This is a genomic window from Acinetobacter sp. GFQ9D191M (genome assembly GCF_011174875.1).
In the GTDB taxonomy this organism is placed as follows: Bacteria; Pseudomonadota; Gammaproteobacteria; order Pseudomonadales; family Moraxellaceae; genus Acinetobacter.
On sequence record NZ_JAALGV010000068.1, the window covers coordinates 47,422 to 69,448 of the forward strand.

The following is a 22,027-nucleotide window of genomic DNA, read 5'->3' on the forward strand; positions in this document are numbered from 1 at the left end:
AGTCGTCAAATGCGGGTTCTTTTACTTAACTTAAGACGAAAAAGCTATCTTTTTGTATGATTTGATATATTGTTAGGCTAAAACACGAAACATTCATTATTATGCAATTTAGGGTGCAGCACTTAAAAAATGTTCAGGAGATAATAGATAAAAATAAGGGAATATGGGTCATTCTTCTTTTACCTTTATCTGTGCCATTCGTACATGCAGAAAATTCACAGAATTATTTTAATAATATTAAAAGTGGATTAGGAAAACTGATTGCACCAGAGCCAACGCGATCAGCGCAGACGATTGATATTAGCTCACTTAGTCAGTACTCACTGGATACCTCAAAGGTGGCTGAACTGCCGCAGATTAGTCGGCCGCAGCAGGCACAATCTTCAATTCGACCTATAAATGCTGGTATTCCTGCAAAAATGAGTCTGATTGAGGCGGTTCATACTGCAGTTCAGCGTCGTCCGGAAATTGCCCAGAGTATTTCGTCTTTATCTGCACAGGCCGCCAATATTGATGTGGCCAAAGCAGCGTATTATCCGCAGTTATCTGGCGGTGTGGGTACCGGAGATTTGACCTCAGGTGAACGTGGACGTCAGGTGGTTTCTCTGAATGCAACCCAGATGCTATATGACTTTGGCAAGATTAGAACCAATGTGAGTGTTGAAGAAGCGAGACTGGCAGAAGATCAGGCAAGGGTACTGGTGAGTCTGGATCAGGTCGCATTAGAAGTAGCGGATACTATCGTCAATATTAAACGCTATCAGGAAATTACCAAGATTGCCGAACAACAGATTCAGGGCATTGCACGAATTGCAGAAATTGCCAATTTACGTGCCCGCGCCGGAATTAGCACACAGGCTGATCCGGTTCAGGCGCAGTCCAATCTGGAAGCTGCGCAATCTAACCTGATCGTGCAACAGACCCAGTTAAGACAATATCAGCAACGTCTACGAATTTTATTGGGATTTGATGTCTCTGCAATTCAATGGGAAATTCCAGATCGGATCGTGACCCAGGCTAATCTTTATCAGGATCCTGAATTTACCCAGATTCCAAGTATGATCTTGGCACATTCAGGGGTAGATGTAGCTCGATTGCAAAAAGATCAGGCACGTTTAAGCCGTTATCCGACCATTAATCTGAAAGGTAGCTTAAGTCAGGCGGTTAATGGTCGAAATCCGAATAATAATGAAGATGATGGCTTTTATAATTCAATCATGATTGAAGCCAGCAGTAATTTTTATCAGGGTGGCGCTGTTCGGTCTCAGGCACGTGCTGCCAGTTATGCCGAAGAAGCTGCACGCGCACAGGTCAATACTGTCTATCTGGATGTGCTGGATCAGGTTCGTTTAATCCGGGAACAGATCGAAAATAAACAAAGACAAATGGATGTCCTGGCTCAGCGCCGTGAAACCACGGTACGAACCAAAGAGCTATATCAAGAACAATATAAATTGGGCACTCGGACTGTAGTGGATTTATTGAATGCAGAACAGGCGATTCACAGCGCAGCACAGGAAATTGAATCAGCGCGCTATGACATCTATTCGGCAATTGTGCAATACATTCAGGTGACAGGTCGTACACGGGATATTTACGCGCTTAACCGTATTTCTATTCAGGGGTTTGAAGTTCAGCCATGAGTACTATAATAAATTATCAGCCGTGGCTTCAGGCAGTTTTGAATATTGCCAAGCATTATCGGATTGAACCATCTGAGGAACGGATTCGTCTGCAACTGGACTGGAACCAGCATCATGACATTGATGAAATGCTCAAGATTGTTAGCCGTCAGATGGGATTGAATGTCCGCAAAAATAAATTTGATAGCAGTCTGCTGAATCCTTGGCGTTTGCCCTTATTGGTTGAATTTGATAGCGGAGATGTCGGTGTTATTGAACGTATCGACACACAAGGTAATGTCAGTGTACAACTGAGTGGTGATGCCGGTTTATCGCAAAGTTTTACCATCGAGCAGTTAGAAACAGGTGCGAAGCATGTTTATATCCTGCGACCAGAGTCTTCTGTGCCGGATGCGCGTGTCGACGAATACATCAAGCCCTTTGAGAAAAACTGGTTCTGGTCAATTGTTCTGAAAGACTGGAAACGCTATATTGATGTGATGTTTGCCTCTTTAATCGCCAATATTCTGGCTTTGGCAACGATTGTCTTCTCGATGAACGTTTATGACCGTGTCATTCCTTCACAATCGATTCCTACTTTATGGGTGTTGGCCGGCGGTGTACTGATTGCGGCGATTTTCGAGTTTGTATTGCGGGTATCCCGTATTTATCTTTCAGACATTATTGGTAAACGGGCTGACCTGAAAATATCTGACCGGGTATTTGGGCATTCCTTAAGAATTAAAAACAGTGAGCGTTCCAAATCGACCGGAACGTTTATTTCGCAGATTCGGGAACTCGAAGGTGTGCGTGAACTGGTCACTTCAACTACCGTGACGGCTATTGCAGATCTGCCATTCTTTTTCCTGTTCCTGGGGATATTCTGGATTATTGGCGGCAACCTGTTCTGGGTCATGCTACTGGTAGTACCACTCATGATTCTTCCAGGGATTCTGGCGCAGAAAAAACTGGCTAAGTTGGCACAGTTAGGAATGCGTGAATCTGCGATCCGTAATGCTTTATTAGTGGAAGCCGTACAAGGGATTGAAGATATCAAGCTGTTAAGAGCTGAAACCCGCTTCCAGAACCAATGGAATCACATGAATGAAGTCTCTGCTGATGTCAGCATGCAACAACGTAAAATTGTTGGCTTAATGACAGCATGGACCCAAAAAATTCAGGGACTCACCTTTGCCATTGTGGTCTTGGTCGGTGCATTTGCGGTGATGGATGGTGAGATGACCACGGGTGCTTTAGTTGCCTGTTCGATTTTATCATCACGGATGCTGGCACCCATTTCACAAATCACTGGTGTCTTGGGGCGTTTACAACAAGCCAAAGTTGCTAAAGGCGGTCTGGATGAATTGATGAAAAAACCGGTGGATCAACCGGACTATTCACATCTGATTCACCGTCCTGTATTGGATGGTCATTATGACCTGAGTGGCGTGGTATTCAAATACGGCGATGATGATCCCAAACCGAGTCTGGTCATTCCAAAACTGGAAATTAAGCCAGGTGAAAAAATTGCAATTCTGGGCCGTAACGGTGCAGGTAAATCGACGCTGTTACAACTGTTGTCGGGCATGCAAACCCCAGCACAGGGTAAGGTCAAACTGGATGGTATTGATCTGACTCTGATCGATCCTTCAGATGTACGCCGTGATATGGGCCTGCTCAATCAGAATTCACAACTCTTTTACGGTAGTATTCGTGAAAACCTGACTTTGGGTGCACCGCTCGCTACGGATCAACAGATTCTGGAAGCCTTACAAATCACTGGTGCACTTAACTTTGTTCAAGAGAAAAAAGAAGGTCTGGATCATATCATTCTGGAAGGTGGGGTTGGCTTTTCAGGTGGACAGCGTCAAGCCTTGTTACTGGCACGACTCCTGATCCGCCAGCCGAAAATCTTGTTGCTAGATGAACCAACCGCAGCGATTGATGATGTTTCAGAAAAGCAGTTAATTGATCATCTGAAAGGGTATCTGGCACATCGTACACTGGTAGTGGCAACCCATCGTCGTGCCGTACTGGAGTTAGTTGACCGTATTCTTGTGGTCAATGATGGCAAAATTGTCATGGATGGTCCACGAGACCAGATATTAAATCAGTCACAGGTAGGAACTAAACGGGTCGTGGGAGCAAGCGCATGAGTGAACCACAAACATTAACGCGTTCAAACAAAGTGAGCTTCCAGGAACCGCCATTACCTAAATCCAGTCTGATTATCTGGATTGTAGGCATTGGCTTGTTAATTTTATTGACTTGGGCCTGGTTATTTAAACTGGAAGAGGTTTCGACCGGTACGGGAAAAGTCATTCCATCGTCCAAAGAACAGGTGATTCAGTCTCTAGAGGGCGGCATTCTAACCAAGTTGAATGTCAAAGAAGGCGAGATTGTAGAACGTGGTCAAGTATTGGCACAGCTTGACCCAACCCGATTTGAGTCTAATGTCGGTGAATCAGAATCCTTGCTGATCGCTTCACGTGCGACTTCCGCCCGTTTACGTGCAGAAGTGAGTGGTACGCCGTTGTCTTTCCCGGAAGAGGTGCTGAAATATCCGAAACTGGTCAAAGAAGAAACTGCACTGTATCAGTCACGTCGTGCCAATCTGGAAGAATCTCTTGCCGGCTTGCAACAGGCATTGGTACTGGTACAACAGGAACTGGAAATGACCGCGCCATTGGTGGCTAAAGGGGCAGCCAGTGAAGTTGAAGTTTTACGGTTGAAGCGTGAAGCCAATGATTTGCGTAACCAGATGAATGATATTCGCAACCAATATTATGTGAAAGCACGGGAAGAACTGTCCAAAGCCAATACTGATGTGGAAACCCAGCAACAGGTGGTACGCGGCAAGTCAGATACCTTGAACCGAACCATTTTTAAATCCCCAGTTCGTGGCGTGGTCAAAGAAATTGATGTCATGACTTTGGGTGGCGTGGTACCACAAAATGGCAAGCTGATGACTATCGTACCTCTAGATGAAAAATTACTGGTTGAAGCCCGAATTTCACCACGTGATATTGCCTTTATTCGTCCTGATCAGGAAGCACTGGTTAAGATTACTGCCTATGACTATTCGATTTATGGTGGTCTAAAAGGGAAGGTGACTGTGATTTCACCAGATACCTTGCGAGATGAAGTCAAACAGGATCAGTTCTATTATCGGGTGTATATTCGTACCGATAGTGACAAGCTGAGAAACGCCGCCGGGCAGGAGTTTAACATCACACCAGGTATGGTGGCTTCTGTTGATATTCGTACTGGAGCAAAAACGGTAATGGACTATCTGATCAAGCCATTCAATAAGGCTAAAGAAGCGTTACGTGAACGTTAAATTTAAAAGTAATCAATAAAATTAAATTGAATCAAGCCTCTCGTATAAAGAGGCTTTTTCTTTGCCACCTCAAAACAGGTATACTGCACAGGTGAAATTTGAATGCCTGAAGTTATGCCATTTACCATTGCCAGCCTTGTCAGTTTTGAGGAAGACATCAAAAAAAGCCGATTTCAGGCCTTTGCCACACCTGTAGAAAATGAGCAGGATGTGAAGGATTTTCTGGATGCCTATCGTGATCCGACCACCACTCATCAATGCTGGGCCTGGAAAATCGGTCATCATGTACGTTTTAATGATGATGGTGAGCCATCGGGTACCGCAGGCCGACCGATCCTCGTGACCATTGAAGGCAATGAGCTAACCAATGTACTGGTACTGGTGAATCGCTGGTATGGCGGTATTAAATTAGGCACCGGTGGACTGGTCCGTGCCTATGGGGGGTGTGCTGGACAATGTTTGTTATTAGCTGAAAAAATTGAACTGATTGAAAAGAAAAAAGTCGAGTTTGCCTGCCAGTTTAATGAGTGGGCGATTTTTCAGTATGAGCTGAATCAGCAGCAGATTGATTATCAGGAAGAATATATGGCTGAAGGTGTACAGGTTCAGGCACAATTTCAGAAACATCAGATTGAACCTTTTGCTCTGAAGATTCAGGATGTTACTCGCGGACGTGAACAATTAAAAATCATAGAAGAAGCCACAGATGACTGAACCAGATCCATTACTGAAATATCGTGAGCAGCATAAACACCGCCTAAATTATATGCCTTGGCTATATTGGTCCTTAAAACCCAAGAATCGTGGTTGGGCTGAAGCTTGGCAGAAAGAATATCAGACCTATCTGATGGAGATGGAAACAGTCGAAATTGGCGAAAACTGTTTTATTTCGCCGTTGGCGCATATCTTTGCTGAGCCGGGTCGTAAAATTAGTATCGGAGATAATACCTTTATTGCGGCAGATTGTACGCTACATGGTCCTTTGGAGATAGGGAGCGAAGTTGCAATCAATCATCACTGTATTCTGGATGGTGGTCGGGTTGGGATTAAACTGTATGATCAGGTACGCATCGCAGCCTATTGTCATCTTTATGCCTTTGATCATGGGATGGAATTGGATCAGCCGATTTATCAGCAGCCAGTCAGGTCCAAAGGGATTGAGATTGGTCGGGATGTCTGGCTAGGTGCCCATGTCGGCATTAAAGATGGGGTGAAAATTGCCGATCAGGCGATTATAGGGATGAATAGCATGGTCACGAAAGATATTGAAGCGCGTGCAATTGTCGCCGGAAATCCGGCAAAATTGATTCGATATCGGGATTAAAATAGTAAAAAAGGTGCTTGGAAAAAGGATTTATATCAAGCGCTTAATATTAGGTAAAGGTCTTATCACATCACATAAAAGTTAACATATTTCAATTCAAGCCTTACAGATTTCAGTGCACATTTACTAATGCTTGTGCTAAGTTAAAAATAACTAAGAAATTTTTATTATAAAAGAGAGGCTGAACATGAAACGTGTCATTGCCTGCATAGACTCCTCACCATGCACGAACGCACTTGCAGATGCGGCTGCATGGATTGCCAAACAGACCGGCCGTGAACTGGTTTTATTACAGGTTCTGGATTATTACCCGGCCAGTTATCATCTTGGGGAAATTAGCGGTGTGATTGGCTTTGAAAGCAATGCCATGTTGCTTAAAGAGCTGGCTGAGCTGGAGCAAAAGCAAAGTGAAATTGCGCTTAGTTATAGCAATAATCTGCTCCAGCATATTTCGGACCGTATCTTTAAAGATTATGGCATCCGCACCACACATATTCAGGAAAAGGGTGATTTTCTGGAACAAAGTTTTCAGATTCTAAAACCTGATGATATTGCAGTCATTGGACTACTCGGTGAGCGTTCTGCCGAGAAAAATAAGCCAATCGGCACCAATGTAGAAAACTTTATCCGTGGTGCTAACTGTACAGTGATGACTGTAGGGGAACACTTCAGACCACCGACACGTTTTATCTTTGCTTATGAATATTCACCAACCTGTGTGAAGATGATGAAACGTATTGCAGAAAGTGATTTATTAAGACAATTACAATGTCATCTGCTTTATATCGGGGATCATGTGGAAATCCTGAATGAGCCTCTGCAATATTTGACAGAAGCAGGACTAGAGGTCGTTCCAGAATACCGCTACGGAGAAGTGGCTGAAAATATCCTGTCTTATCAGCAGGAACATGGGATTCAGTTAATTGTCTTGGGGGCATTCAGTCACAGCAAGATCCACCAGTTCTTCTTGGGCAGTATTGCGACAACGATTTTCCGAAATTCTAAAGTGCCATTATTGGTAGCGAAGTAGAAAGAGGGTGATAAAACCTACAGAAATGTATTTTTTGATAAATTGTTACAGCTTGAATTAAAAATAACCAGAGTTATCCTCATATATTGTGGATAACTCTGTGGTTACATTCTGTAAGATGATGTTATTTATCGAGAATACTTTATTGGCTGATTTTTGTTCTAGTCGTATTATTTGACAATTGCGAGTGCAAACCCATCATGTCCTTTACTGCCAACGGTCTGTAAAGCAGTACAAGATAAGATACGTGGATGATTTTCCAGCGCTTTAAACATGTCACGAATGCCTTCAATACTTGGTTTTTTATTATCCGGATTGATGATATCACCGGCACGAATCACATTGTCCAGGAAGATAATGGTACCGGAGTGAGAAAAGTTTAAGCTCAGCTCCAGATATTCAGGATAGCTTTGCTTATCGGCATCAATAAAAATAAAGTCAAAGGCTTCAGTATCTTGAGGCAGGGCACGAAGCACATCTGCAGCACGGCCACATTTCAGCTCAACTTTCTGTTTTAACTGTGCACGATCAATATTTTCCTGTCCCATCGCAGCATGTGTATCACGGCCTTCGATTGTCAGGATATAACCGTCTTCAGGGAGGGCACGAGCCAGCCACATGGTGCTATATGCAGCAAAGGTTCCTAGTTCCAGTACGCGCTTGCACTTATTCATCTGGATCAGCATTTGCAGCAGCATGCCCTGATTCGGCGCAACAGCCAGATGATCTGGAAAACCATGTGCAGCAGTATTTTCAAGAGTCTGATTCAGGATAGGATCTTCAGGAATTAAATGTGAATCAATGTAGCGGTCAATATCTGTCCACATTTGTTGCATAGTACTCGCACCTTTGTTGTGATGCGTGCATTTTAAACTTTTCCGGGCACAGCGCAATTTATTGTTCTATATTCGCTGATTTTTTAGGCTATACAAAGCCAAAAGCTGGCTTTGTATAGAAAATGAAATGACTTAGTAATTACACATTGATGAGCGACGACTTAAATCCGGGCCCCAAGTGCGATAACCTTGAGTATCAATATGGATTTGGCCAGAGGCATATAAACCGAGCCCCATATTCAGGCTTTGTCCATGCTGTAACCAAAACTGGCACAGTTTGAACTTGGTATTTTCAATCGCTGCATAATCCTGAGCCTGTGGGTACTCAGGTCCGATCCGAAAATCAATTGCCGAGTTAAACAGGTGACGTGAAGAATTGGCTCCACCGGCACACTGATTTAAAGGCAGGTCACGATAAACCGAAGTGACTTCAAAATCAGTCAGTACATTGGCAGCAACCAGATATTTGAAGACACGTAAAGTAGGCACCTGATTTGACCAGAGCTCACGGCTTGGAATCATATATTGCGATCGACCACATTTAGCCCAATCCCGTGCAGTACGCATCAGCTCAAAACTTGGAATAATATTTCCGACCCCTTGCTGGGCCAAAAAGTTTTCATATTCACGTACAAGAGACAGGTTATTTAGTGCCGATACCCAGTGAGTATAGACATAAGGAACCGGTTTAGGCTGTGGTTTATGGTTGTACTGGACTCGTTCTTCTGGGATGTAAATCCTTTTATCTGGAGTTACTTTACCAGACTGTTTTGTGGTGGTAGCACATCCTACAAAGACAAGCGGGATTATACAAACACTCAATAACCCCTTTATTAAATGCTTCATTGATAGCAATTCAGATATTTTAAAATAGCGCTATTTTAGTCCACTTTTACGGAGAAAATCAGGATAAATTGCAATGAAATGTGTGGATGGGGTATAAAAAAAGACCAGTCTATGCTGGTCTTTTTTTTAAGATTTGAAAAATTATTTTTCAAGATATTGTAATTTATCAGTTTTACCATTCCACTCTTCACGGTCAGCAGGTTGCTCACCAATTTGTGTGATGTTCGGCCATTTTTGAGACAGTTCAGCATTTAGCTCGATAAAGACTTCTTGGCCTTCCGGTAATTCATCTTCAGAGAAAATTGCATTCGCAGGACATTCAGGCTCACATAACGCGCAGTCGATACACTCGTCCGGGTTAATCACAAGGAAGTTAGGACCTTCATAGAAACAGTCTACTGGGCAAACTTCAACACAGTCTTGATATTTACATTTAATACAATTTTCAGTGACAACGAAGGTCATGGCGACAGCTACCTAAAAAATATGGTTCTAATGACGAATACCGTATTTTAGGCAAAAATAGAGGGAACAAACAATTCCTTTTATTGATATTTGTTATATATAGGGCTGTTAAATTTGAAAAAACTGCGATGATTGGATGAAAGGCTTAGGGAATGAGAATCATCATCAGCTAAGCCCTATGCGGGATAGGGCTTAGAAGAGATTTTAACTTGGCTGTTTCATGAGATCTTTAAGAGCATAAAGTTGCTGTAATGCTTCACGTGGGCTCAGATTGTCGACATCAATGTCTTCTAATAATTCAAGCGCTGCTGAAGGCTTTTCAATCTCGATGACTTTTTCGATGATTTCAGGCATCGCAAACAGATCATGCTGCGGACTTTGCGGTTTGGCCTGATGCTGCTTTTCCAGAATCTTCAAACGATGTTGGGCTTCTTTAATTACAGCCGCAGGAATACCTGCCAGTTTAGCCACCTGTAAACCATGACTCTGGCTAGCTGGGCCATGCTGGACTTTATGCAGCAGAATAAGGTTGCCATTTAGTTCTTTGGCGGTGACATGGTAGTTATCAATTCCTGCTTCTTTATCCAGTTCGGTCAGCTCAAAATAATGCGTTGCGAACAGACATAGACATTGAATCCGTTTAGTCAGATCCAGCACACAAGCCCAAGCCAGTGACAGACCATCATAGGTACTGGTTCCACGACCCACTTCATCCATCAGAACCAGAGATTGGCTGGTGGCATGATGCAAAATTTGTGAAGTCTCCGTCATTTCCACCATAAAGGTTGATTTACCGGTCGATAAATCATCTGCAGAGCCAATCCGGGTAAAGATCCGGTCAATTGGACCCAGTGTTGTCGATTGCGCTGGCACATAACTACCGCAATAAGCCAGTAGGGCAATCAGGGCAGTCTGGCGCATAAAGGTGGATTTACCACCCATATTTGGACCGGTGATAATGGCCATACGGTGCTGATAATCCAGCTGGGTATCATTTGGAGTAAAGGCTGCCTTGCTTAAGGCTTCAACCACAGGATGACGGCCGGCAACGATTTTCACACCAATTTCAGGGCTGAATTTTGGTCGTGCCCAATTGCGTAAACGTGCCTGATGGGCAAAGTTTGCCAACAGATCGATCTGGGCAATCGCACTGCTCATCATCTGTAGATTGCCAATATCCTGACGCAGTTCATCCAGCAACATTTCGAATAGCATTTTCTCGCGAGCAAGTGCACGGGATTCGCTAGACAATACTTTATCTTCAAAAGCTTTTAGTTCAGGCGTGATATAACGCTCAGCATTTTTCAGCGTTTGGCGACGGATATAATGTTCAGGTGCCTGTTCAGCTTGTGCACGAGTCAGTTCGATATAATAACCACTGACACGGTTATAGCCGATTTTCAGGGTAGGAATGCCACTTTGCTCCCGTTCCTTAATTTCCAGATCAATCAGGAACTGGCCGGCATGATCACGGATTTTACGCAGCTCATCCAGCTCGCTATCGAAACCTTCTGCAATGACATTGCCATCACGTAGCAGTACCGGCGGATTTTCAACAATGGCGGACATCAGGCGCTGATGCAGGCCATGAAAATCGCCCAGTTCTTCATTCAGCTGTTGCAATAATTTCGAATTCTGCTGACTTAACAGCGGTTGTAACGCATGGCGTAAAAATGGAATCTGTGCACAGGCTTGACGTAATTGAACCAGATCACGTGGACGCGCACTACCTAAAGCGATACGGCTGAGTACACGTTCAATATCACTGATTTCTTTTAAGACCAGACGGACTGGCGATTCATGGAAACCTTCAAGCAATGCCTGTGTCGCATCCAGTCGCTCATCCAGTATCGCAGTATCACGAAGCGGTTGCATCAGGGTTCGGCTAAGCAGACGGCCACCCATAGCAGTCTGGCAATCATTGATCAGCTGAAACAATGAAGTGCCATGTTCAAATAAAGGCTCAATCAATTCGAGGTTGCGACGGGTGACTGGATCCAGTGCAATAAAGTCTGAACTTTGTTCCAGTTGAATGGTTCGGATATGCGGTAAAGCCGTTTTCTGAGTTTCTTTGGCATAGTGAATCAATGCGGCTGCAGCAGCTTTGGCCAAGGGCAGATGATCAATTCCGAAACCTGAAAGTGTACTTACTGCAAACTGGTCACATAATGTCTTCTGGGCATTGTTCTGGTTAAAGTCAACATTCGGACGTTTGCTGATCGGAACATCTAGCTGTTGTTTTAAGTATTCTACCAGTACTTGATCTTGCAGATTTTCATCAATCACAATTTCGCTAGGCATCAGGCGTGCCAATTCAATGGCTAACTGACTTAAGTCATAATCGATTTGCTGGACTTTGAATAAACCGGCACTCAGGTCAAGAAGTGCAATTCCGATTTGTTGCTGGTGAACATACAGAGCAACCAGGTTGGAGGTTTGATACGCACCTAATAAAGCATCATCAGTTAAGGTTCCAGGGGTAATGATTCGGACGACACCACGTTCAACTGGGCCTTTACCAGTGACCTCACCAATCTGCTCACAGATCACCACCGTTTCGCCTTTTTTCACCAGACGAGCCAGATAGCCTTCAGCAGCATGGAAAGGTACACCGGCCATGGGAATTGGTTGGCCATTGGCTTTACCGCGATGGGTCAGGGTAATGCCTAAAATTTTGGCGGCCTTATGGGCATCTTCAAAGAACAGTTCATAGAAATCACCCATGCGATAGAACATTAATGAGTGTGGATGCTGCATTTTGACCGACATGTATTGCTGCATCATGGGCGTTAAGCTAGAGAGATCAGCCACAAGTTCTGAACTGGTCATTAAGAAAAAATCCTTTAAATATATAAAGCAAAACCTGAATCTTTTTCCGAAACACTATCCTCGGAAAACCTGAAAAATAGCCTAAGCTAAAATTCTGTAAAGACTGGTTTGAATGTCAAAAATAATTGCCCCAAGTCTAACAAATTTAATTTTTAGAAAGAAACATAAATCCGCAGGAATCTGTATTTGGACGGACTTAGTCGATATAAAGCATAAAAGGGTATTGATACATGGGTTGCCCATAAAAAAAGCCACCGATAGGCAGCTTTTTATATCTTTTATCAAAATTTAATCAGGATCATACAATCCCAAGTCGACCAGATGTAATCTGAGAAGGCGGCGGAGTTCCAGTACAGCCTCGGGAGTTTCCTGAACGGAATGTCCACCTTTGATAATTTTATTGGAAGCCGCACCTTCAAGATATGCACTCTGATAAGCGACGACATCATCAGTCATAATATTTTCATCATCGCTATCTGTATTGTTGCCAATAATCGAGTGAAATTTGAAACCTGGTGCCGGATTAATATCTTTAGTCAGTGCCGTGAATTTTGATTTCTTACTAAGATCACTCGGCCCATTCTGAATCAGGTCACGACCAACTTCATGCAGAAAATCACTTAAGCCAATTTCACCTTGGACAGTATCGGCAAATGCACCCAAAAAGGCACTCGGCACACGAATAATTTTACGTGCCAGTTTGGTATGCCAGCGATCTGCATAATCGGTCCCTTTATGCGGTGCTGCCAGGAAAATAGCACGACTGAAATTCGGAACAGGCTGCATTTTGAAACGCGCTTTAAAGAGTGGATTGTCCCGGAACTTGGTCAGCTTTGAATTTTTTACAATATTAAAAGCGGGTTCAGTAATATCTGCATCACTCACCAATAGACGGGCAATAACACCACCCATACTGTGTCCGACGAGGACAGCTTCTTTTTTGGCTGGTGCATTATTGCTAATACGCGCGAAACCTTGTTGAAGCAGCGCATTAATCTGGAACCGGCTTTCCAGTATAGGCATGTTGGTTGAGTAGAAGACCTGCCACACCTGGAAATTTTCTCTTAAGACCGGATCACCCATAATATCATTCGTTAAACGAATCCAGGCTTCTGGGCTACTGGCCAAACCATGAATCAGCACCAAAACCTTTTTATTTGGATTATAAGGTTCCAGCATAAACAGATGCGGCATGACCAGATTATCGTCACGATTGATCAGTGTCAGATAAGCTGCGCGTCCCAGATTGTTTTCTGCCAGCCATAGCCCATAAGGCGCTGAAAAGTTTGCCGCTAAAGCATATTCCTTATTGGCAACTTTAATCTTGTCATATTTATACGGGTCATAAAGTTTTAAATGGAAGTTGCTGTTATTCAGGATCTGTTCTACAGAGTTTGCTGATTCTGGAATGGCGGTAATCGTGGTTGCCAGATAACGTGCTGAATGAATAAAAGGATTTATGCCATTTTGATATTGGTGATTTAGTGGATCGACCAGATATTTTTTATCTTTTTTGGAAATTTCTTCTTCTGGCAAGACCACCAGAAACTCAGAGCCGAAACCGTCACGACGGGTAATCGAGCGCAGACCAGAGAAGTTCATGTTATAGGTCGACATTAACTTTTCAATTGGCTGATTCTTGAGCTGGGGGAAATTGTCCAGATTAATGGTATAGACGCTGTTGCCAACCTGCAGACGTTGACCGGCTTCTTTAGTTTTATAACGTTCCGCGTAGATCTGGATTAAATGAGCAATTGCCAGGTTATAAAAGTCACGAATCTGAACTTGTCGGTTGTCGAAGATCCGGTCCTGTGGTGCACGTTCAGTCTGAAACAGATAGGCATAACTGTAGCGGATACTTTTATCCAGCATTTGTAACTGCTGTTCCTGACATTTTTGCAGGTTCTGGGTTTGCAGTTGCTGTTTTTCTTCAGATCGGGTCTTAGCCAGAGCACTGGTTTTACATTCAGCCGATTTACCAAGCTGGAGTGATTTAGCTAGATATAATTCACTCGATGTTGAAAGTAATTGCTCATCCAGAATCTGTGGAATTTCTTGTAGCTCTTTCACACATTCTTCTGGATTATTTTCACAGACTTGTGCTTCACGTCCGGTCATGGACAGGACATTCAGACTGGCTTCACTCAACTTATCGCGTGTAAGAATGCTATCGCGTTCATTATTGATGGTGACATTAATAGCCTGCTCTTTAACACTCACCACCTGACAGCCACTCAGTACAGCTGTCATGAGTACAGTGCAAAGTAATGCTATCTTATTTATTTTCTCGTGCATAAAGACTTTGAACACTCATTTAAAATTATAAAGCTTGATAATGCTTTGTATTTTACTAATTTTTTCCCATAAAAATAGACCGCCGCAGCGGTCTATTTGTAATATTATGAATCTGAAATATAGCTTATTGTGCTGGTGTAGGCGCAGGGGTTGTTGGTGCAGGAGCGGCTGTTTGCATGACTTGCCATACATTCCAACGACCCTGTTTTTCAATTTCCTGAATCAGACGATCAGCGACTTCAGCTTCTTGCGGATATTTAATTTTGTAATTATTCAGAACCTGAACAGCATTCTTTTTATTCTCCATGGCAATGTAGTTATTTGCCGCAGATAAATAAGCTTCCTGAACACCCGCCTGCATTGCCTTGTCCAGATACTGAATCGCTTCACGATGACCGCCACCTTCAGACAGACCAAAGCCAAACCAGAAGTTTGCTTCAGCATCATCCTGGTTAATACGAAGAATGCGCTGTGCATAGGTCATTGATTTGGTGGTATAGATAGAACCTAAATCAAGATTACGTGCCATAACGCTGGCCTTAAATGCACGCATTAATACATCAAATGAAGCATTTGGACGTGAAGCTAAAGTATCCAGCTGTTGAGAAACTTCGCGAAGTTTTGCTTCAAAACCACGGCGTTCCTGACGGTCGCTAAAGCGAGGTGGATAATGACGCGCTTTACCTTCTACCATCTGCAAGAAATCATCGATTTCAGTAATGTCGATTTCATTTTCATTGGCAAGTGCTGCATAACGCATACTGCGTGTATTGCTATCCACCATCGGGATAATCAGCTTGTTTACATCTAGGGTTAACTGTTTAGACGGATCTTTAGGATCAGTCACCACCATTTTTGTCACTGGCTGCGCAGCGGCTTTTTGCAAATGTACTTCAAATGGAGGTGGTTCGTTATAGTTAAATGGATTTAAAGCATAAAATGGCGGAGTAATTTCAGGTTCAACAAAAACTATCTGATCAGCTGGTTTCTGTTCTTGTTTGCTTGATGTCGGTGCCATAGAGCACGCCGTCATGGTAAAAGCTAAGCAAGAAATTGCTAAGGGCTTCAAGGTCATAATATCCGTCCATTCATGTTATTTTTTAAAACATCTATTCAAAAAATGCATGATCGTCAGTCTATGAAAAGTGCTGCGATCATGCAAGCAAATGCGTGTTACAAAAGAATTACGATTTATAGTCAGGCCTTGGACTGACTGGTTTGTGCTTCGCACTCACGGCGCGCATCTTCCAGAATTTTAAGTTCTTCCTTGCTAAACGGCTGTTCATTTAACTGGTTTTTCTTAAAAGTCGGGTCAAGCAGAGACAGGCGGTTGCACAGTGTATTCATGCGTTTTTCATTTTGTTGAATACGGTCAAGTAGAACACGCATACCTTCCAGAATCGGGTCTGTCTGATCCTGTGTAGTTGCATAAGGCTGGAAGCCAATGCTTTCTGCATAATCACGACGACGAGCTTCTGCATCATCTTTCGGCTGGTCTTTGGTGATAAAGCGCGCTGGATTGCCAACCGCTGTGGTATTCGGCGGAACTGCTTTGGTAACCACAGCATTGGAACCGACCTTGGCATTTTTACCTACCGTGAATGGCCCCAGGATTTTGGCACCTGCACCCACGACAACACCATCTTCCAGAGTCGGGTGACGTTTGCCTTTATTCCAGGTGGTACCGCCCAAAGTGACGCCATGATACAGGGTGACATCATCGCCAATTTCCGCAGTTTCACCAATCACAACACCCATGCCATGATCAATGAAAAAACGTTTACCAATTTTGGCGCCTGGATGAATTTCGATACCTGTTGCAAAACGGCTAAAAGAGGACAAAACACGCGCTGTACCTTTACAGTCTTTTTTCCATAGCTCATGTGCCATGCGATGCATAATCAGTGCATGGATGCCAGGGTAGGTGGTTAAGACTTCTAAGGTATTGCGTGCTGCAGGATCGCGCGCAAAGACAGCTTGGATATCTTCTTTGAGCTGTTTTAGCATTAGTTTTGATCCTCATCCTGTTGTGATGTATGGGAAGATTTTTTCCAGGTGCCGTTATTCAGTGCCTGAACACGAGTGAAAATACCACGAAGTAAATGATATTCCATACGATCTAATTGTATACGTCCGAAAAGGCGACGCAAGCGTAAAGGAAGTAATCGTGGGTTTTTTGGATCCATAAATTCAATTTCTGCCAGCATTTTTTCCAGATGCGGGTAGAACTGTTCCATCTGTTCATGGGTCACCAGCGGTTCATCCCACTCCATTTCAATGCCATCAATGACTTGCATGGTGGCTTTTGGATCACGTGGGTGTTCAACCTGAGTCAGTGCTGCCATACGCAGTTCATAGCAGATCACCTGAATGGCTTGAGCAACATTGAGTACGCCATAGTCAGTATTTACAGGAATGGTTAAGTGATAATTCGCCATCGCCAGTTCTTCATTGGTCAGACCGCGGTCTTCACGGCCAAACAGAATCGCAATTTCCTGTTTTTCTTGTACCACAGCAGAAAGCGCTTTTTCTGCCGCTGGACGGACATCTAGTAAAGGCCATGGAATGGTGCGACTACGCGCACTGGTACCAAAGACGATCTGGCAATCTTTAATGGCTTCTTCCAGTGTTTCTACGATTTCAATCTGTTCGATCAGATCGGTTGCACCTGCAGCAAGCGCATCAATATCTGGGTGCGGATAGGTTTTAGGCGCAACCAGAACCAGTTTGCACAGGCCCATAGTTTTCATGGCACGTAAGGCACTACCAATGTTGGCAGGCAGGGTGGTATTAACCATGACAATATGAACATGGGAGAGATGTGCTGAAACAGCAGCATTGTCAATTTGACTCATGATGATTCCAGTTTGGATATATTAAAATGGGAGATTTATGAATACTGCGGCTGAGATTCAGCTTCATATTGTGCCAAGGCATCGTCCATGCTCATGTCAGCAGGCGGAGGCGGAACCTCAACTGGCTTAGCTTCTTCATAAGATACGGCACGTGCAGCTTTAGACTTCACCTGATACTCGATATAGAGCGCAGTCTTGCCAAAATAGTCACGCAGCTTGGCGAGAAGATCATCCAGTGGTGCAACTTTCCAGCTTAAGCCCAGATGCAGTTCAGCCGTGGCATAGCCATAATCCAGATACAGAATCACTGGAATATGCGTGCTCATATCCACATTGGTATATGGCATCAGAATTTGCTGCAAGTCACGGCTGAGGGTTTTGCTGTAATGTTCAGCTTGCAAGGTAATCTTGATGCTGTTAGCACGTTTCTGACGGATTTCATTCAGGCTAAAGGCTTTGGTCAAACGACCGAGTGGGCGATCAAAACCTTCACGCTCGTAAATTTCACCTTCAATCACTACCACTTTATCGACCTGAACGATGTCTTTAAAGCGCTGGAAGCGTTCATGATTGGTGGAAATTTCGATACGTGCGGTACCATCATCCAGTGTTACCATCATCCGGTTCGGGAAGTTAGCGACATCGACTACCAGACCGGCAAATACAGTCGTTACACCACGACGGGTTGGGGTTAATTCATTGATCTGACAAGGTACAAAGGCTTTCAGCTCATTACGATATACATCAATCGGGTGACCCGTTAGATATAGGCCGAGTGTATCTTTTTCACCTTTGAGACGGACTTCATCTGACCAAGGTTTCACCGGTTTAGCAGGTTTACGCTGAACTTCTTCAACCTCACCAAACAGGTCCATGATCCCGGTTTCACGGTTCTGACGGGCCTGATCTGCAGCCTGTACTGCTTCAGGAAGCTGTGCCATTAAATCAGCACGTTCAATACCCAGACAGTCTAGTGCACCTGCACGAATCAAGGCTTCGAGCGTACGTTTGTTGATTTTCTTCAGGTCGATACGGTGACAGAAGTCAAACAGGTCTTTATATGGACCTTCTTTTTGACGTGATTCAATCACGGATTGCATTGCCGCTTCACCGACGCCTTTGATCGCGCCCAAACCATAAACAATGGTTTTTGGATCGCTGGCATGGAACTGGTAAATCGACATATTCACCGATGGAGGCAATACTTCCAGACCATTATGACGGCAGTCATCAATCAGGAACACCACGTTATCAGTGTTCTGCATTTCCGAGGTCATCACCGCTGACATAAATTCAGCCGGGTAATGCGCTTTCAACCAAGCTGTTTGATAAGCTACCAGGGCATAGGCGGCGGCATGCGATTTGTTAAAGCCGTAGCCTGCGAATTTTTCCATATAGTCGAAGATATGGTTGGCGGTGGCTTCATCGATATCTTTTTTCGCAGCACCTTCAATGAAGATCTTACGCTGCTTGACCATTTCCTCAGGTTTTTTCTTACCCATCGCACGACGAAGTAAGTCCGCACCACCCAAGCTATAGCCGGCACAGAACTGTGCAGACTGCATTACCTGTTCTTGGTATACCATGATCCCGTAAGTTGGCTCTAACACCTTTTCCAGCAAGGGATGCAGGTATTCGAATTCACCACCGTGCATACGATGGATAAAGTCAGGAATCAGGTCCATTGGACCTGGACGGTATAGCGATACGAAGGCAATAATTTCTTCGAACTTGCTTGGACGCGCTTCCTTGAGCATCTTCTTCATGCCGACGGATTCGAACTGGAATACTGCAGTGGTATTCGCCGTCGCAAAGATGTTATAGGCAGGCTTGTCATCCAGCGGAATATAGGAAATATTCACCGGTTCGGTCACGTCTGGACGTGCATTAATATGCTTGATCGCATCTTCAATTACAGTCAGGTTACGTAGACCCAAGAAGTCAAATTTTACCAGGCCGGCAGCTTCGACATCGTCTTTATCGAACTGGGCTACACGTGCTGTACCATCAGCATCACACATCACGGCTGAATAGTCAGTCAGTTTGGTTGGGGCAATGACCACACCACCGGCATGTTTACCGGTGTTACGGGTAATACCTTCCAGCTTGAGTGCCATTTCCCAGATTTCTGAGGCATCGTCATAATCGGGATTCGATGGATTGGTGACGATGTCTTTTAGCTGTGGTTCTGCTTCCAGAGATTCTTCCAGACTTAAACCCAAAGGCTTGGTCGGAATTAGTTTGGAAATACGATCGGCCAGACCATAAGATTTACCCAGTACACGGGCTACGTCACGAATCGCACCTTTAGCCGCCATGGTACCGAAAGTCGCAATCTGGGATACCGCATCACGGCCATAAGTCCGTGCGACATAGTCAATCACGCGGTCACGACCAGCGATACAGAAATCGACGTCAAAGTCGGGCATCGAAACACGTTCCGGGTTCAAGAAACGTTCGAACAGCAGGTCATAGCGCAGCGGATCAAGATCAGTAATTTTTAAACTATAGGCTACGAGGGAACCGGCACCTGAACCACGGCCCGGACCTACCGGTACACCATTCCCTTTGGACCATTGAATGAAGTCCATCACGATCAGGAAGTAACCAGGGAAACCCATGTCCAGAATAATTTTGATTTCAAACGCCAGACGTTCATCATAAGGCTGACGGATGATAGGCCAGTCTTCTTCACGTTTTTCTGGTGGATACAGGAAGTTGAGGCGTTCTTCTAAACCTTCTTCACACAAATGTGCAAAGTAGGTATCAATGGTATGGCCTTCAGGAATTGGATAATCTGGTAGATCGTTGAAACCTAAACGTAGGGTGACATTACAACGTCTTGCGATATGGAAGGTATTCTCAATCGCGGTTGGAATATCCGAGAATAGCTCCGCCATTTCTGTTGAGCTTTTAAAATATTGTTCAGGACTATAGGTTTTAGGACGACGATTATCACCCAGCACATAACCATCTGCGATACAGACACGCGCTTCATGTGCTTCAAAGTCTTCGCGTGCAATAAAATGCACATCATTATGTGCAACTACACCAATATTATATTTCTTTGCGAGCTTTACCGCTTCTTCAATGAAAGTATCTTCATTAGCACGGCCAGTGCGGGTGAGGGCGAGATAAACACGATTTCCAAATTTCTCTACCCATTCTTGCAGTAGCGGTTCAGCTTTATCGGGATTTGAAGTAATCAGCATTTTGCCGACATCGGACTGCATACCGAGCAATACGATCATGTCATCGTGCTGATTCAAGATCCAATCTTTTTGTACGCAAGGAATATCCAGTTGCTGGCCGCTGATATAACCTTCAGACACCAGTTCGGTCAGGTTGCGCCAGCCTTTGTTGGTCATGGAAAGCAGGGTAACCCGATGCTCAGCATCATTCAGACGAATTTCAGAGCCAAGAATCGGTTTGATGCCTTTATCCAAACATTTTTTATAGAATTTAACAGCAGCATGTAGATTGGATAAATCAGTCAGCGCGAGTGCTGGCATCTCGTCATTCGCAGCAGCTTTGACCAAGTCAGGTATACGTACGATGGATTCAGTAATCGAAAATTCTGTATGAATACCAAGATGAACAAAGTGCATAAATGAGTCCCTGCAAAAACCACTCGATAGTTTAGCACGGGATTTATTGTTTCAGTTTGAAATTGAGGGGAAATGCTGAACTTTTAGATTGTGAATTAGAATTGATTTAAAGCTATGCTTATCATTTTATCGAAATAGAACTACGCACCCAAATTGAATTTGTATGAGGCGACATGGATGTCGCCGTTGGCTTGTGATACAGGGAAGTATCATCAAGCTAACAGAAGATTTTTGTTACCTTGCATAGCAGTGCTATTCATCTTTCAAAAGTAAAAGAAGAATTTCAAGTGTCAGTAAGTTTATTCATAAAGTTATTTGAAAATTAGAATTTCATTATTTTTACTTTAATTGTAAGCGTCCGCTGAATCCCATACCTATTTTTTAATTCGATTTAGGTTTCCAGCAGTGTGGCAGTAATTCTTCAATTTGGGTCACTTTATGTGTCGGCAGCCTTTTCAGCACATCACTTAAATAGGCATACGGATCCAAGCCATTCAGCTTTGCTGACTGGATTAACGTCATGATGTTTGCCGCTCGCTGACCACTGCGCAGCGAACCTGCAAACAGCCAGTTCTTGCGCCCCAACGCCCAGGGACGCATCTGATTCTCGACCCAATTGTTGCATATCGGTAGATTGCCATCATCCAGATAGCGGCTTAAAGCTGGCCAACGCTTCAGAGTGTAATTGATGGCCTTGGCGGTGGGAGAACTCGATGGCACTGTCAGATGATGTTGGTTGAGCCATTCATATAGTTGTTGCATCACTGGTTGACTATGCTGTTGTCGGTATTCGCGGCGGTCTTCCGCTGTACCATCGGTCTTTTTCCTGAGCTCTGCTTCTATCGCATACAGTTTCTGAATCAGCACTAATGCCTGTTCAGCGACCTGACTTTTCCCAGTTACGTGCAGTTCATGGAATTTACGACGTGCATGGGCCATGCAGCCCACCTCAATGACCTGGCCTGATTTAAAGCGTG

The 22,027-nt window shown here is 44.0% G+C and carries 16 protein-coding genes; 6 read left to right on the forward strand and 10 right to left on the reverse strand.

The features are described from left to right. Window positions 1-101 precede the first annotated feature (101 nt). The 6 genes from G5T77_RS10565 to G5T77_RS10590 all read left to right on the forward strand — a co-directional run bounded on the left by G5T77_RS10565 (window position 102) and on the right by G5T77_RS10590 (window position 7,316). Entirely contained in the window at window positions 102-1,643 is a 1,542-nt protein-coding gene (locus G5T77_RS10565; RefSeq protein WP_166135204.1) for a TolC family outer membrane protein, read from the forward strand. Next, window positions 1,640-3,778, forward strand: coding sequence for a type I secretion system permease/ATPase (locus G5T77_RS10570; protein ID WP_166135207.1), 2,139 nt, complete (start codon window positions 1,640-1,642; stop codon window positions 3,776-3,778). Before G5T77_RS10565 ends, G5T77_RS10570 begins: the two co-directional genes overlap by 4 nt. Next, entirely contained in the window at window positions 3,775-4,962 is a 1,188-nt protein-coding gene (locus G5T77_RS10575; protein ID WP_004786223.1) for an HlyD family efflux transporter periplasmic adaptor subunit, read from the forward strand. Before G5T77_RS10570 ends, G5T77_RS10575 begins: the two co-directional genes overlap by 4 nt. Window positions 4,963-5,076: 114 nt before the next feature. Continuing rightward, a complete protein-coding gene (locus G5T77_RS10580; RefSeq protein WP_166135232.1) occupies window positions 5,077-5,676 on the forward strand; it encodes a YigZ family protein in 600 nt (199 codons plus the stop codon). After that, complete coding sequence (locus tag G5T77_RS10585) at window positions 5,669-6,286, forward strand: acyltransferase (RefSeq protein WP_166135210.1); 618 nt, start codon at window positions 5,669-5,671, stop codon at window positions 6,284-6,286. The genes G5T77_RS10580 and G5T77_RS10585 overlap by 8 nt, the downstream gene beginning before the upstream one ends. A gap of 187 nt (window positions 6,287-6,473) precedes the next feature. Continuing rightward, the gene (locus G5T77_RS10590; protein ID WP_034703837.1) at window positions 6,474-7,316 is read left to right on the forward strand and encodes a universal stress protein; all 843 of its coding nucleotides are present in this window, start codon (window positions 6,474-6,476) and stop codon (window positions 7,314-7,316) included. A gap of 170 nt (window positions 7,317-7,486) precedes the next feature. On the opposite strand, the gene G5T77_RS10595 is transcribed toward G5T77_RS10590, so the two are convergent. The 10 genes from G5T77_RS10595 to G5T77_RS10640 form a co-directional block, all read right to left on the reverse strand. Continuing rightward, a complete protein-coding gene (locus G5T77_RS10595) occupies window positions 7,487-8,152 on the reverse strand; it encodes an O-methyltransferase (protein WP_166135213.1) in 666 nt (221 codons plus the stop codon). 132 nt (window positions 8,153-8,284) lie between these two features. After that, on the reverse strand, window positions 8,285-8,998 hold the full coding sequence (locus G5T77_RS10600; RefSeq protein ID WP_004786214.1) for a D-Ala-D-Ala carboxypeptidase family metallohydrolase: 714 nt from the start codon (window positions 8,996-8,998) through the stop codon (window positions 8,285-8,287). Between the two features lie 141 nt (window positions 8,999-9,139). Continuing rightward, window positions 9,140-9,463 (reverse strand): ferredoxin FdxA, encoded by a 324-nt coding sequence (fdxA, locus tag G5T77_RS10605; RefSeq protein ID WP_004786212.1) that lies wholly within the window; start codon window positions 9,461-9,463, stop codon window positions 9,140-9,142. Between the two features lie 204 nt (window positions 9,464-9,667). After that, on the reverse strand, window positions 9,668-12,292 hold the full coding sequence (gene mutS, locus G5T77_RS10610; RefSeq protein WP_166135216.1) for a DNA mismatch repair protein MutS: 2,625 nt from the start codon (window positions 12,290-12,292) through the stop codon (window positions 9,668-9,670). A gap of 288 nt (window positions 12,293-12,580) precedes the next feature. After that, a complete protein-coding gene (locus tag G5T77_RS10615) occupies window positions 12,581-14,587 on the reverse strand; it encodes an alpha/beta fold hydrolase (protein ID WP_171521895.1) in 2,007 nt (668 codons plus the stop codon). Window positions 14,588-14,711: 124 nt separating this feature from the next. After that, window positions 14,712-15,662: an ABUW_2363 family tetratricopeptide repeat lipoprotein gene (locus G5T77_RS10620; protein WP_166135222.1), complete on the reverse strand. Its 951-nt coding sequence runs from the start codon at window positions 15,660-15,662 to the stop codon at window positions 14,712-14,714. 122 nt (window positions 15,663-15,784) lie between these two features. Next, window positions 15,785-16,594 (reverse strand): serine O-acetyltransferase, encoded by an 810-nt coding sequence (gene cysE / locus G5T77_RS10625; protein ID WP_004786206.1) that lies wholly within the window; start codon window positions 16,592-16,594, stop codon window positions 15,785-15,787. Beyond that, the gene (locus tag G5T77_RS10630) at window positions 16,594-17,442 is read right to left on the reverse strand and encodes an RNA methyltransferase (protein ID WP_166135225.1); all 849 of its coding nucleotides are present in this window, start codon (window positions 17,440-17,442) and stop codon (window positions 16,594-16,596) included. Before G5T77_RS10630 ends, cysE begins: the two co-directional genes overlap by 1 nt. A 35-nt stretch (window positions 17,443-17,477) precedes the next feature. Then, complete coding sequence (gene dnaE, locus G5T77_RS10635; protein ID WP_166135229.1) at window positions 17,478-21,050, reverse strand: DNA polymerase III subunit alpha; 3,573 nt, start codon at window positions 21,048-21,050, stop codon at window positions 17,478-17,480. 381 nt (window positions 21,051-21,431) lie between these two features. Then, a partial coding sequence (locus G5T77_RS10640) for an IS66 family transposase (protein ID WP_031991878.1) occupies window positions 21,432-22,027 on the reverse strand: 596 nt, incomplete at its 5' end.